Here is a 13,207-nt window from a genome sequence, read left to right as displayed (position 1 = left end):
CAGACCACTGGAGTGAACAGATCATGACCGACAACACAGCCGACGCCGCAGCAACTTCGGATCCGACCGCCAACTGGTCGTTCGAGACCAAGCAGGTGCACGCCGGACAAACAGCGGACACCGCCACAAATGCGCGCGCTCTGCCGATCTACCAGACCACCAGCTACGTCTTCGACAGCACCGATCACGCTGCTGCACTGTTCGGCCTCGCCGAGCCGGGCAACATCTACACGCGGATCATGAATCCCACACAAGACGCCGTCGAGCAGCGCATCGCTGCCCTCGAAGGCGGAGTCGCCGCACTCCTCCTCTCCTCGGGTCAGGCCGCCGAGACCATCGCGATCCTCAACATCGCCGAGGCCGGCGACCACATCGTCTCCAGCCCGTACCTGTACGGCGGCACGTACAACCTCCTGCATTACACCCTTCGTAAGCTGGGCATCGAAGTCACGTTCGTCGAGGATCCCGACAATCTCGAGCAGTGGCGCGAAGCCATTCGCCCGAACACGAAGGCGTTCTACGGCGAAACGATCGCCAATCCGAAGAACCACATCCTCGACCTACCCGGTATCTCGTCACTGGCCCACGAGAACGGTCTTCCGTTGATCGTGGACAACACAGTCGCGACGCCGTACCTGCTTCGCCCACTCGAACACGGCGCCGACATCGTCGTTCACTCCGCCACCAAATACCTTGGTGGACACGGCACCGCGATCGCCGGCGTCATCGTCGACGGTGGCACTTTCGACTGGACGCAGGGTCGCCACACGAACTTCACGACGCCTGATCCCAGCTACCACGGCGTCACCTTCGCGGACCTCGGCGCGCCGGCGTTCGCACTCAAGGCCCGCGTCCAACTGCTGCGCGATCTCGGTTCCGCCGTGGCGCCGTTCAACGCGTTCCTCATCGCGCAGGGTATCGAAACCTTGAGCCTGCGCATCGAGCGCCACGTATCCAATGCACAGAAGGTCGCCGAATTCCTCGACGGTCACGTCGAGGTCGCCTCCGTTTCCTACGCGGGACTTCCCTCCTCGCCATGGTTCGAACGTGGAAAGCAGCTGACGCCCAAGGGAACCGGCGCAATCGTCACCTTCGAGCTGCCCGGCGGTATCGATGCGGGCAAGACGTTCGTCAACGCCCTGACGCTGCACAGCCACGTCGCCAACATCGGTGACGTTCGCTCACTCGTCATCCACCCCGCCTCGACGACACACTCGCAGCTCACCCCCGAAGAGCAGCTCGCCTCCGGTGTCACCCCCGGGCTCGTCCGCCTCGCGGTCGGCATCGAAGGAATCGACGACATCCTCGCCGATCTCACCGTCGGCCTGGCAGCGGTGGCAAACTCGTGACCGTGAACGAATTGGAGCCCAGGATCGACCTCCTGCCCCCACCCGACGGCCAGGTGGGGTTCGTCGACATCGGTGCCTTGGAACTCGAGAGCGGCGCGGCACTCCCATCGGTTTTGCTCGCCGTTCAGCGGTGGGGTGAGCTTTCCCCGAACCGCGACAACGTCGTACTCGTCGAGCACGCACTGACCGGAGACTCACACGTCACCGGACCGATCTCCGCGAATCAGCCCTCCCCCGGCTGGTGGAACGGGATGGTCGGCCCCGGCGAACCGATCGACACCGGCGAATGGTGCGTCATCGCAACCAATGTCCTCGGTGGTTGTCGCGGCACGACCGGTCCCAGTTCGCCGGCCGACGACGGCAAGCCGTGGGGCAGCAGGTTCCCGGAGATCTCCATCCGGGATCAGATCGCGGCGGAGAAGAAGCTCGTCGATCTCCTCGGGATCGACCAGTTGGCCTCGGTAGTCGGCGGATCCATGGGGGGCATGCGCACCCTCGAATGGGCAGTTACCTACCCGGACAGCATTCGCTCCGCGTTGGTTCTCGCAACCGGTTCACGGGCCACTGCAGATCAGATCGGCACCCAGACGACGCAGATCGCTGCCATCGTCTCCGATCCGGATTGGCAGGGCGGTGACTACCACGGAACGGGGCGGGCACCTCGCGCCGGACTCGGCATCGCCCGTCGCATCGCGCACCTCACGTACCGCACCGAGGCCGAACTGGACGCACGCTTCGAGAACTCCGCTCAGAACGACGAAAATCCTTGGAACGGTGGACGATACGCCGTACAGAGTTACCTGGAACATCAGGCAGACAAGCTGGTCGACCGCTTCGACCCGAGCACGTACGTCCTCCTGACCGAGGCCATGAACCGGCACGACATCGGTCGTGGACGCGGCGGTGTTGCGGCGGCGTTGGCATCGATCACGGCACCGGTCGTGGTGGGCGGCGTCGACTCGGATCGGCTGTATCCCCTTCGCTTGCAGGAGGAGATCGCCGACGGAATTTCCACGTGCAGCGGCCTCGAGATTCTCAAGTCCAAGGACGGCCACGACGGCTTCCTGACGGAGGCGGACGCCGTCGCCGGACTGCTTCGCCGAACGATGGAGTTCGCACGTACGGCTCGCTGATTCGGCACAGAGCCACGTTTTCAGGATTCGTCAATGTCGGGAAAACCACAGCTGATCTGCGGGTTTTCCCGACATTCTCATTGGCGAACGTGAGCCGGCGCGGCTAGCATCGGCGAACGTGAATCAGCCATGCTCGACGCGCCTGCAGGCTACGTACATTCCCGAGCACATGTCCTTCGCGTTCTGGGGTGACGCAGACCCGGCAGCGCGGCTGTCGGCACTGGGGATGCCGACCGGGTCGCCGGGCGTGTGCAGGCTTGCGATCCCGGTCGACGAGTCGATCACAGCAACCGACGTCGGAGCGCAACTGCTCGACCTCACCACCGCGATCGACGCGTTCCACAACCTCGATGCTGGTCGCGGCGACCTCGGATCGTCGCTGCTCGCGTGGAAGCGCGTCATCGACACCGGCGCACATGACATTCCGACCGCAGCGCATGCCGCTATCGAGCGCGACGACACGAAGATCCGAAGCGCCGCGTCCACGGTGCGGTTGTTCACGGAAGCGCGCGCGGCCATCGAGAGTCTTCGCCGAGCAAAGATTCAGGCGACTCTGCGCCCGTATCAAATGCAGGGAGTTGCCTGGCTGACGGCTCTGTCGGGTTCGGGTGGTGGGATCTTGGCCGACGAGATGGGTTTGGGTAAGACACTGCAAGCGATTTCGATGATCGCGATCCGCGCCGACGACGGTCCGCATCTGGTTGTGTGTCCCACCTCGGTGATAGGAAACTGGCGCCGCGAGATCGAGCGATTCGCTCCGCATCTGCCACTGCACGTTCATCACGGGGCCGCCCGTGCACTTCCCACTCGTATCCCCGCCGGCACTACGGTTCTGACCAGCTACAGCGTCTTGCGTTCCGACGCAGCCCAATTGGCCCCGGTTCATTGGAGTTCAGTGGTCTTCGACGAGGCGCAACAGATCAAGAACCCCGCTTCCCTCGCCGCGAAAGCAGCAATGCAGTTGTCGGCGGACGTCAAGGTAGCGATGACCGGCACGCCGGTGGAGAACCGCCTCGAAGAATTGTGGTCACTCTTTCGCGTCGCCAACCCCGACGTCCTCGGAACTCGCGCACGGTTTCGTCAACGCTTTGCCGTCCCGATCGAATCCGGTCGATCGGCCACCGCGGCGACCAGACTTGCCGCGGTGATCGATCCTTTCATTCTGCGCAGAACCAAAGACATAGTGGCCAAGGATCTTCCGCCCAAACAGTTCTCCACGGTCTCGTGCACTCTGACGTCGGAACAGGCGCGCATCTACCGGTCGGCAGTTGCCGATGCGTTCGACTCCGGATTGGGCACGGGAATTGCCCGGCGTGGCAACATCCTTGCGCTTCTGACCACTCTCAAGCAGGTATGCAATCACCCGGCGCAGGTCACCGGCGATACGGACGACCTCTACGGAAGATCCGGAAAGCTCGACCGCGCAACGGAAATGATCGCCGAGATCGTCGACGACGGCGATCGCGCGCTGATATTCACGCAGTACCGGACGATGGGCGAGATGCTCTCGCGACACCTGGGAGCCGAACTGGGAATCGGCGCCGTGCCTTTCCTCCACGGCGGCCTGAACACCGACAAACGAGACGCGATGGTCGACGCGTTCCAGAACGAGACGGATTCACCACCGGTTCTGATTCTGAGCTTGCGCGCCGCCGGCTTCGGCCTCAACCTCACGCGCGCAAGTCATGTCGTGCACTACGACCGGTGGTGGAACCCAGCCGTCGAGGATCAAGCAACCGACCGGGCACACCGCATCGGCCAGAAACGCACCGTCAACGTCCACACCTTGGTGACGGGCGGTACCGTGGAGGATCACATAGCAGCGATGCACGAGTCCAAACGAGTTGTGGCCGATGCTGTCTCCGGGAACGTCGAGGCCGCGCTGGCCGATCTCCCCGACACCGAACTGCGTGAACTTCTCGAACTCGACGGCGCAGTGATCATCTGATGGCCAACGAATTCGGCGTCACCGCTTGGGGTCGAGCGTGGCTGCGCACGGTGGAGCGGACCGCGGCGTCCGGTCCGAACCCGTCCCTGCCGACGGCTCGCACCCTGGCACGCAACGGTTCCGTGGAGTTCACCGTCGTCTCGTCGGGGACCGTCGTCGCCGAGGTGAGCACCAAGGCAAAAACTTCGTCAGTGACGATTGGTGTCCCGCTCTGGACCAAATCCGAGATCGCTGCAGTGAAGAGCCTTCTCCGTTCGGCTGGAAAGGCGAACAGATCCGTCTCCACCGGCGAACTGCCGGACAGCATCGTCACCGAACTGCAGGCTCGAAATATCGCAGTAGCCGTTGATCTTTCGGAGTGCACTGCCAGCTGCGACTGCTCAGGTCGACGCTCGCCGTGCGTTCACCATCTCGCCGCAATCTACGCCCTGGCCGGGCGAATCGACGAGGAACCGGTCCTCGCAGTGACGCTGCGAAGTGCACCGGACAAGGCCGGAAAGAAGTCGGCATCCACTCAGTCATCGGAGTGGATCCCCTTGAGCGACATCAACATCCGCTCGTTCTACGGGGACTGACCTTCTCAGTCGGTACCGAGCGGATCGATGGTCAGGGCGAGCGTCGCGATCAGCACACCCATAACGCCCATCGCCGCAGTGTCGAAGACCCTTCCACGCACCGCGAGCAACCCCACACGGTTCTCGGGAACGAACCACCGAGCGGCAGCTCCGATGATGACGGCAACACCGAAGACGAGGGCGCCGCGGCGCCACCGGTCGGCCAGCACGAGAACCACGGCCGCCGCGATCACGGCGAGGACCGCGAGCATGGGCAGATTCTTCTTCGCGAGGCCGACCAGTGAGGACATCGGACTCAGACTCCGGCCAGAACCCGCTCGGCGCGCTCGACCACGTTGGTGATCAGGAACGCGCGGGTCAGCGGTCCGACACCACCGGGGTTGGGTGAGACGAAGCCGGCGACCTCGCTGACGTCGGCTGCGACGTCGCCGCGCAGGCCGTCGTCGGTGCGACTGACGCCGACGTCGAGGACCGCTGCCCCGGGCTTGACCATGTCTGCGGTGATGAGGCCGGGAACGCCTGCGGCAGCGACGATGATGTCGGCGCGGCGAACCTCGGCCGCGAGATCGCGGGTACCGGTGTGGCAGAGCGTGACCGTCGCGTTCTCGCTACGACGCGTCAGCAGCAATCCGATCGGGCGACCGACTGTGACGCCTCGTCCGACTACCACCACGTGTGCGCCTGCAATAGGGACCTCGTAGCGGCGCAGGAGATGCAGGATTCCACGCGGGGTGCACGGCAGCGGGGCTTCCTTGCCCAACACCAGTCGACCGAGGTTGACCGGGTGCAAGCCGTCGGCGTCCTTGTCGGGGTCGATGCGCTCGAGGGCTGCGTTCTCGTCAAGGTGCTTGGGAAGCGGCAACTGCACGATGTAGCCGGTGCACTCGGGATTGGCATTGAGCTCGTCGATCGTCGCGTTGAGCTGCTCCTGCGTGATGTCGGCAGGCAGGTCGCGTCGCAAAGAATTGATACCGACCTTGGCGCAGTCGTTGTGCTTGCCGCGCACGTAAGCCGCGGATCCGGGGTCGTCGCCCACCAGGATGGTGCCCAAGCCGGGTGTGATGCCCTCTGCCTTCAGAGCGTTCACCCGCACCTTCAGGTCTTCGAAGATTTCGTCGCGGGTAGCTTTGCCGTCGAGGATCGTTGCAGTCACGGCGACCATTGTTCCAGGTTAGGGTCGATGAGTGACAACGGCTCCGGAACTACGCGGCCCGAGGGTGCTCCTCTCCCCCGTCGCGCCCGATCATCACGCCCGTCTGCGGGCAATTCACCTGCACCCGGACGTCGTGCACTGGTGGCAAAATCCCGACGACGACTGGCCTGCAGCGCCGGAGGCTGGCACCACGCGCTACAGCATCTTCCACGGCGACCACCTGATCGGCTTCATCCAGTGGTATGAGGCGGAGGACAACCCCGACTTCCGCCACGCCGGGCTCGACTTGTTCCTCGATCCCGACTTCCACGGCCGAGGGTTCGGTCGCGAATCGATTCGCGTGCTGTGTGCCCACCTGATCGACGACCTCGCATTCCACCGTCTGGTCATCGACCCGGAGGTCGACAACTCCGTCGCCATCGCGTGCTACCGATCGGTGGGGTTCAAAGACGTCGGGGTGATGCGCGAGTATTCGCGAGATCGCCATGGTGTGTGGAAGGACGGACTGCTGATGGATCTGCTCGCACGGGAATTCATCCGCTGATCGACTGGGACGAGTTCGAAAGGACCGACATCATGTTGCTGGACAAGGAATTCACGGCCACCCTGCAGAAGAGCGACGCCAAGGGCGGGTGGACTTATGTGATCTGGCCGGAGTCCGCCGAGTTCTTCGGCACCCGCGGCCTGGTCAAGGTACGCGGGACGATCGACGGACATCCGTTCCAGAGTTCGTTCATGGCGTTGGGAGACGGTAACCACAAGCTGCCGGTCAAAGCCGATCTTCGCAAAGCCATCGGCAAGGAGACCGGCGAGCTGGTGACGGTGCGCCTCGAGGAGCGCTTGGAGAGCTAGGCGCTGCTACTTCATGTCGACGACAAGACCGTGCGCCGACGCGTACGCCACCGCCTGCATCAACTCGATCTGCGCGTTTCCGACGGACGCGGACGTCCACAGGCTCGGATCGATCCGCGCACCGCGCAGATCTGCACCTTCGAGTTTGAGTCCACCCGTACGAGCACCGGACAGATCCGCCGACGCCAGCACCGCGCCCCGCATGTCGGCCCGAACCAGGTTCGCTTCACGGAATCGGCATGAGGTGAAGTCGATCTTCCTCAGGTCCGCCCCACCGAGTGAGGTCAACGAGAAGTCGACTTCGTCGAGCGTCAACGGCCGGATGCGGCAACCGTCGAACGTCGACCCGAGCAGACTGCAGTTTCGGAACGTGCTGTGCCACAGGCTGGTCCGAGCAAAATTGCACGAGCGAAACGCAGTTCCCGTGTGCACGGACTCCCCCAGATCGGTGCCGGTGAAATCACAGTCCGTGAACACCACCGACTCCGTCGTGAGTCCCGTGAGATCGGCATCTCGGAAATTGCAATTGGTGAAAGTGCGCTGACGCCACTTCTGCCCGGCCAGCCGCGCGTCTGAATAATCTTCGCCGACGACATCGTCGGATTCTTCGGGGAGCATGCCGTCCATACTGCCCCGCCGCACCGACACCGGTTCGATCGCCTAGGTCTCGCAGGCCACGCCGTCACCGTCACGATCAAGCTTGGACGAATAGCCGGGATCGCCGCGGTAGATCGGGGCAGCACCGGCCGCTCGCACGGCTGCACAGTTGGCGTAATACACCCCCGCGTCAGGCACCTTGGCCGGCGGCGGAACGTACGCCGGTTCTGTTGTCTTCGGCGGCGTGTAGGCCGGAGCGGGCGGAACGTACGGCGTTGTCGTGGTCTCCGGTACCTGAGGCACCAGCGGCACGATTGCCACGGTGGTTGTCGTCGGTGGCGGCACGATCGTTGTCGTCGTCGGCAAGAGGGACGAAGTCGTGGTCTTCGTCGTCGACGGGACAGTGCTCTTGGTTGTCGTCGCTGCAGCTGTCGTCGAAGAGGTCGCAGCAGGCGTCGTCGATTCTTCCGACTTGCCCGCTCCCGTCGCCGCGGCGATGGCAACCAGCCCCACGACTGCCGCGCCGGCGATCCACGGCCACTTACGCCGCGTCTTGCCTTCCTCGGCGTTAGTGTCCGGCACCGCCGATCCGGGTGCGCCGAAGACCTGCGTGGGAGTGCCGAAAGCCTGAGTGGGTGCGTCGACGCCCTTGGGCCGTGTCTGCGCGGTCCACTGCTGACCGTCCCAGTAACGGTCGATCGTGGGGTCGAAGGGGTCGGGGTTCCAACCGGCGGGAGGGTTCATGAAATGTCCGTTCTGAGAAGAGTACCGGAAATAGGTTCGCACGGACTGGCCGGTTTGTTACCAATTCGCCCACACTTCTCCACCGCTCTTCTCGCAGACGCGGGCACCGATATGCCGCCCGGTACAGTTCCTCGAGTGTTCCGAGTGATGTTCCACGAGCCCCGCATCCCACCCAACACCGGAAACGCGATCCGCATGGTCGCAGGCACCGGTTGCGAACTCCACCTGGTCAGCCCTCTCGGGTTCGACTTGTCGGAGCCGAAGCTCAAGCGCGCAGGCTTGGACTACCACGACCTGGCGACTGTCACGGTCCACGAAAACCTGACCGCTGCCTGGGAAGCCGTCACCCCCGCTCGCGTGTTCGCCTTCACCGCGCACGCGACCACGTCGTATGCCGATATCGCCTACCAACCCGGCGACGTCCTGCTGTTCGGGCCCGAACCCACCGGACTGTCCGAAGAAGTATTGGCGGACGAACACGTCACCGAGCGCCTGCGTATCCCGATGCTGCCCGGACGCCGGTCCCTCAACCTGTCCAACGCTGCCGCCCTCGTGACGTACGAGGCCTGGCGTCAGCACGGGTTCAAGGGCGCTGTCTGATCGACGTCAGTAGACGTCCCGGACATAGCGCTTCTCCGCCGAAAGAGCCTTCACGTACGCCTCGGCACTGCGAGGTGCCAGTTTTCCGTGCTGAGCGACCACCCCGTTGAGGGCACTGTCGACGTCCTTGGCCATCCGGTTGGCATCGCCGCAGACGTAGAAGTGCGCTCCCTTCTGCAACCATTCCCACAGCAGTGCACCCCGCTCACGCATCCGGTCCTGCACGTAGACCTTGTCGGCTTGATCCCGGGAAAACGCGAGGTCGAGTTCGGTGAGGAATCCGTCTTTCCGCAATTCTTCGATTTCTTCGCGGTAGTAGAAGTCGGTCGCGGCGTGCTGTTCTCCGAAGAACAGCCAGTTCGGACCCGTGTGCCCCAATGCCCGCCGCTCATGCAGGAAGGCACGGAACGGTGCAATGCCGGTCCCCGGACCGACCATGATCATCGGGGTCTCGGGATCGGAAGGTGGCCGGAAGTGGGTCGACTTCTGCACGTAGATACCGATGTCGTCATCGTGAGCGTGGTCGGCGAGGTAAGTCGAGCACACTCCACGCCGTGGGACACCCGCAACGTTGTATCGCACCGCGGACACCGTCAACTGCACTTCGCGTGGGTTCTCCTTCGGACTGGAAGATATCGAATACAGCCGCGGCTGAATCGGTTTGAGCAGCGAGAGCCATTCGTCTGTCGAGGCACGAACGGGCGACTGCGCAAGAATGTCGACGGACTGTCGTCCCCACGACCAGTCTTTGAACGTGGAGACATTCTCCGGCTTCAACAACTCGGCCAGGTCCGAATCGCGGGTTCGTTGATGCACGAATCGAATCATGTCGGTCGAGATTCGAGTGATCTCCAAGCGCTCGGTGAGCGCGGTACGCAGCGTCATTTCCCCGTACTGCCCCAGTTCGACGGTCTCGTCACCGTCGAGGCCGGTAAGGGTGAGCCACTCGTCGACAAACGGAGAGCTGTTTCGGGGCCAGACTCCGAGAGCGTCGCCGGCTTCGTAACTGACCGTGTCACCTGGAAGGTGAAAGCCCAACTGCCGCACGTCTTTGGAAGAACCCGGACGGTTGAGCACGACATTGCGCGTCAAGGCTGTGGTCAGTGGCGCCTTCTTGTTGTATCGCAGCGGCGGCGACATCGCCGGTGAAATCGGCGGGGTTGCAACGGTTGTCCCAGAATTCTTCTTTGCAACGAGGACGTCGGTCGTCTCGCCGGCCACCGAGCTCCGAAGCTCAGCCGTGACCGCCTCCAGCCATCCAGCAGCGGTGTCCTCGAAATCGGGCTCGCAGTCGGCGCGATCGACGATACGACTGGCTCCCAGTTCGGCAAGGCGGGCGTCGAGCTTTCGTCCGTGTCCACAGAAGTCGGCATAGTTCGAGTCGCCGAAAGCGATGACTGCATAACGTGTCTCGGACATGCGGGGCGCCGTGTCAGCAGACAACGCATCCCAGAAACCGCTGCCGTTGTCCGGGGATTCGCCGTCACCGGAGGTACTGGTGATCAGCAGGACCTCTCTGGTAGCTGCCAGGTCGGCGGCGGGGAACTCGTCCATCGCGTGCATCACCACGGGTAAGCCGATTCCCCCGAGACGAGTGGCGCACTCAGCAGCGAATTCTTCCGCGTTTCCGGTCTGCGATGCCCAGAGCACCACGATCGGCGCGCGCTCGGATCCAATACTCGGACTCGATGACAACGCAAGCCCGTCGGTGTCAGGAAGTGAGATCCGCGAGTACAGGCCGGCCAGAACACCGTCGACCCACATCCGCTTTTCGGCATCGAAGGGTGCCGTCGACGGCAAGGTAGGTACCCCGGCAGTGCGATCGGCGTCCGCACGCAACGCAGCGAGAAGGCCGGCCAGGTAGCTCTGTTGGAGCGGATCGAATACCACTGCAGGTGTTCCTGTTTGACCGAGGACGCCCGCGAGGACATCGGTTCGCGACAAAGCCCGATCAGCTGGCGCGGGAGCCACCAGCGCCGCCTCGGCGAGCACTGTTTCAGGTGTGTTCACGGCGACCTTCGTCATAGTGACAGCGCAGGCTTTGAACTCCGGTTGCTGCGAGGCAGGGTCGATGGCGTCGTTGGTGACGGCGTTGATGGACAGATATTCACCGAAGGCGTCGTTCCAGTGAAATGGGGCAAAGCAGTTCCCCGGACGCACTCGGTCGGTGACAACAGCCGGAAGCACAGCGCGACCTCGGCGTGAGGCAACCTCGATCGCATCCTGGTCGACGATGCCGAGCCTGGCGGCGTCGTCGGGATGGATCTCGACGAAGGGACCTGGGTTGAGCTTGTTCAACTTGGCCACCTTGCCGGTCTTGGTCATGGTGTGCCACTGGTGCGCCAGACGACCGGTGTTGAGCAGGAAGGGGTAGTCGTCGTCGGGCATTTCGGCGGGAAGCATGTGCGGCCGTGCGAAGAACATCGCACGGCCAGTGGCGGTGGGAAATGCGAGCCGCGGAGTGCTGCCGTCCTCGCGGATCAGGAGCCTTTGACTGACACCGTCATTGACGTATCGGATGGGATGACGGTCCTGATCACTGTCTGGCGGGCATGGCCACTGAATCGATGTCTTGCGGAGGCGCTCGTAGGTGACGCCGCGTAAGTCGTAGCCGGTCTTCGGATTCCAGAACTGCTTGATCTCTTCGAACACCTCTTCGGCACAGGTGTAGGTGAACGCTTCGGCGTACCCCATCTCGCAGGCGATCCGGGCGATGATCTGCCAATCAGGCAGCGCCTGCCCAACCGGATCCAGTGCCTGCTGAAAGAGCGTCAGGTTGCGTTCGGAATTGATCATCACTCCGTCGGACTCTGTCCACAGCGAAGCAGGCAGCAGAACATCGGCGTATTCGTTGGTCTCGGTGCCCAGGAAAGCATCCTGGGTGATGACGAGGTCGGCCTTCTCCAAGCCGTCGATGACGGTCTTGCGGTTGGCTACCGTCGCAACGGGATTGGTGCAGATGATCCAGCACGCTTTGATGTCGCCCGCCGCCATTCGGGAGAACATGTCGATGGTGCCACCGCCGATGTCGGTGCGCAGCGAGCCCTGCGGGATCCCCCATCGGTCCTCGACGAAGTCGCGATCGGCGTCGACCATCACGGCGCGCTGACCTGGCAAACCTGGCCCCATGTAGCCCATTTCACGCCCACCCATGGCGTTCGGCTGACCGGTCAACGAGAACGGACCGCTGCCGGGCTTGCAGATCGCACCGGTCGCAAGGTGAAGGTTGCAGATGGCGTTGGTGTTCCACGTGCCGTGGGTGCTCTGGTTCAAACCCATTGTCCAACAGCTCATCCAGTTGACGGCCTCACCGATCCACTGCGCTGCCGTGTGGATGTCGGCTTCGGAGATACCGGTGATCTCGCTGACCTTCGCAGGCGTGTACTCCGCGAGGAAACTGGGCATGACCTCCCAGCCTTCGGTGAAGTCGGCGATGAAGTCCGGATCTGTGTGGCCGTTTACGACGAGCAGGTGGAGTAGTCCGTTGAGTAGCGCGAGATCGGTGCCGGGAGCGATCTGCAGGAACAAGTTCGCCTTGTCGGCGGTGGCGGTGCGTCGAGGATCGACGACGATCAGCTTCGCGCCTGCCTTGACCCGCTCCTGCATTCGGAGGAAGAGGATCGGATGGCAGTCCGCCATGTTCGCGCCGGTCACGAAGAACACGTCGGCATGTTCGAAGTCCTGATAGGAACCGGGCGGTCCGTCAGCCCCGAGCGATTGCTTGTATCCGGTGCCGGCACTTGCCATGCACAGTCGGGAATTCGATTCGATCTGATTGGTCCCGATGAAGCCCTTGGCCAGTTTGTTCGACAGGTACTGAGCTTCGAGTGACATCTGCCCGGACACGTACAACGCAAACGCGTCGGGACCGTGCTCGTCGATTATTGCCCGCAGGCGCTGGGCGGTGTCAGTGATGACTGCGGCCATGTCCACCGCTTCGATCGCATCACCTCGGCGCGGACGGCGATATGCAGATTCCATGCGCCCCGGGCCGGCGAGCATGTCTGCGGTCGTGGTGCCTTTGGTGCACAGACGCCCGAAGTTGGTGGGATGTGTCTTCAGACCGGAAGACTTCGCAGCCTTCCGGCGTCCCGTCTCGGGATCGGTGATGATGTCGAGGACAAGACCACAGCCCACCCCGCAGTATGCGCAGAGTGTGTCGACACTGGTGGTGGTGAGTTGAGCGCCCATCGATTCATGCATCCCTTCGACCGAGGATCAAGGTCGACTTCTATCTTCGGATGCAGTTGTTTCGG

At 63.2% G+C, this 13,207-nt stretch carries 12 protein-coding genes; 7 read left to right on the top strand and 5 right to left on the bottom strand.

The features are described 5' to 3' along the window. The first annotated feature begins 23 nt into the window (after nt 1-23). The 4 genes from AOT96_RS20465 to AOT96_RS20450 all read left to right on the top strand — a co-directional run bounded on the left by AOT96_RS20465 (nt 24) and on the right by AOT96_RS20450 (nt 5,005). Entirely contained in the window at nt 24-1,349 is a 1,326-nt protein-coding gene (locus AOT96_RS20465) for a bifunctional o-acetylhomoserine/o-acetylserine sulfhydrylase (protein WP_007727392.1), read from the top strand. Further along, on the top strand, nt 1,346-2,482 hold the full coding sequence (gene metX / locus AOT96_RS20460; protein ID WP_065352199.1) for a homoserine O-acetyltransferase MetX: 1,137 nt from the start codon (nt 1,346-1,348) through the stop codon (nt 2,480-2,482). Before AOT96_RS20465 ends, metX begins: the two co-directional genes overlap by 4 nt. Nucleotides 2,483-2,600: 118 nt before the next feature. Further along, on the top strand, nt 2,601-4,430 hold the full coding sequence (locus tag AOT96_RS20455) for a DEAD/DEAH box helicase (RefSeq protein ID WP_230691749.1): 1,830 nt from the start codon (nt 2,601-2,603) through the stop codon (nt 4,428-4,430). After that, nucleotides 4,430-5,005, top strand: coding sequence for a swim zn-finger (locus tag AOT96_RS20450; RefSeq protein WP_047271790.1), 576 nt, complete (start codon nt 4,430-4,432; stop codon nt 5,003-5,005). Before AOT96_RS20455 ends, AOT96_RS20450 begins: the two co-directional genes overlap by 1 nt. Before the next feature lie 5 nt (nt 5,006-5,010). Here AOT96_RS20450 and AOT96_RS20445 read toward each other — a convergent pair whose 3' ends face one another. Both AOT96_RS20445 and AOT96_RS20440 read right to left on the bottom strand, forming a co-directional pair. Further along, entirely contained in the window at nt 5,011-5,295 is a 285-nt protein-coding gene (locus tag AOT96_RS20445; RefSeq protein WP_003940740.1) for a DUF3017 domain-containing protein, read from the bottom strand. 5 nt (nt 5,296-5,300) lie between these two features. Further along, on the bottom strand, nt 5,301-6,158 hold the full coding sequence (locus AOT96_RS20440; RefSeq protein WP_197523598.1) for a bifunctional methylenetetrahydrofolate dehydrogenase/methenyltetrahydrofolate cyclohydrolase: 858 nt from the start codon (nt 6,156-6,158) through the stop codon (nt 5,301-5,303). A gap of 31 nt (nt 6,159-6,189) precedes the next feature. On the opposite strand from AOT96_RS20440, the gene AOT96_RS20435 reads away from it, so the two are divergent. Further along, a complete protein-coding gene (locus AOT96_RS20435; RefSeq protein ID WP_063836256.1) occupies nt 6,190-6,702 on the top strand; it encodes a GNAT family N-acetyltransferase in 513 nt (170 codons plus the stop codon). A gap of 32 nt (nt 6,703-6,734) precedes the next feature. Next, a complete protein-coding gene (locus AOT96_RS20430) occupies nt 6,735-7,010 on the top strand; it encodes a DUF1905 domain-containing protein (RefSeq protein WP_007727403.1) in 276 nt (91 codons plus the stop codon). A gap of 6 nt (nt 7,011-7,016) precedes the next feature. On the opposite strand, the gene AOT96_RS20425 is transcribed toward AOT96_RS20430, so the two are convergent. Together AOT96_RS20425 and AOT96_RS20420 are read right to left on the bottom strand one after the other, a co-directional pair. Beyond that, a complete protein-coding gene (locus tag AOT96_RS20425; protein ID WP_003940770.1) occupies nt 7,017-7,637 on the bottom strand; it encodes a pentapeptide repeat-containing protein in 621 nt (206 codons plus the stop codon). A 33-nt stretch (nt 7,638-7,670) separates the two neighbouring features. Next, entirely contained in the window at nt 7,671-8,351 is a 681-nt protein-coding gene (locus AOT96_RS20420; RefSeq protein ID WP_042923481.1) for an excalibur calcium-binding domain-containing protein, read from the bottom strand. A gap of 135 nt (nt 8,352-8,486) precedes the next feature. Between AOT96_RS20420 and AOT96_RS20415 the strand changes: the two genes are divergently transcribed. Then, the gene (locus tag AOT96_RS20415) at nt 8,487-8,951 is read left to right on the top strand and encodes a tRNA (cytidine(34)-2'-O)-methyltransferase (protein ID WP_065352197.1); all 465 of its coding nucleotides are present in this window, start codon (nt 8,487-8,489) and stop codon (nt 8,949-8,951) included. 6 nt (nt 8,952-8,957) lie between these two features. Here the strand turns inward: AOT96_RS20415 and AOT96_RS20410 are convergent, their stop codons facing one another. Beyond that, complete coding sequence (locus AOT96_RS20410) at nt 8,958-13,142, bottom strand: bifunctional nitrate reductase/sulfite reductase flavoprotein subunit alpha (protein WP_065352885.1); 4,185 nt, start codon at nt 13,140-13,142, stop codon at nt 8,958-8,960. Between the last annotated feature and the right edge of the window lie 65 nt (nt 13,143-13,207).

Source organism: Rhodococcus sp. 008 (assembly GCF_001682295.1).
Taxonomy (GTDB): domain Bacteria; phylum Actinomycetota; class Actinomycetes; order Mycobacteriales; family Mycobacteriaceae; genus Rhodococcus_F; species Rhodococcus_F qingshengii.
The sequence above is the reverse complement of the archived record's forward strand: the minus strand, read 5'-3'. Positions and strand labels throughout refer to the sequence as shown.

Excerpts from the sequence above, each read along its gene's own strand:
- AOT96_RS20465 (WP_007727392.1), top strand. The coding sequence starts at position 24 with ATGACCGACAACACAGCCGACGCCGCAGCAACTTCGGATCCGACCGCC.
- AOT96_RS20450 (WP_047271790.1), top strand. The coding sequence starts at position 4,430 with ATGGCCAACGAATTCGGCGTCACCGCTTGGGGTCGAGCGTGGCTGCGC.
- AOT96_RS20445 (WP_003940740.1), bottom strand. The coding sequence starts at position 5,295 with ATGTCCTCACTGGTCGGCCTCGCGAAGAAGAATCTGCCCATGCTCGCG.
- AOT96_RS20430 (WP_007727403.1), top strand. The coding sequence starts at position 6,735 with ATGTTGCTGGACAAGGAATTCACGGCCACCCTGCAGAAGAGCGACGCC.
- AOT96_RS20425 (WP_003940770.1), bottom strand. The coding sequence starts at position 7,637 with ATGGACGGCATGCTCCCCGAAGAATCCGACGATGTCGTCGGCGAAGAT.
- AOT96_RS20420 (WP_042923481.1), bottom strand. The coding sequence starts at position 8,351 with ATGAACCCTCCCGCCGGTTGGAACCCCGACCCCTTCGACCCCACGATC.
- AOT96_RS20410 (WP_065352885.1), bottom strand. The coding sequence starts at position 13,142 with ATGGGCGCTCAACTCACCACCACCAGTGTCGACACACTCTGCGCATAC.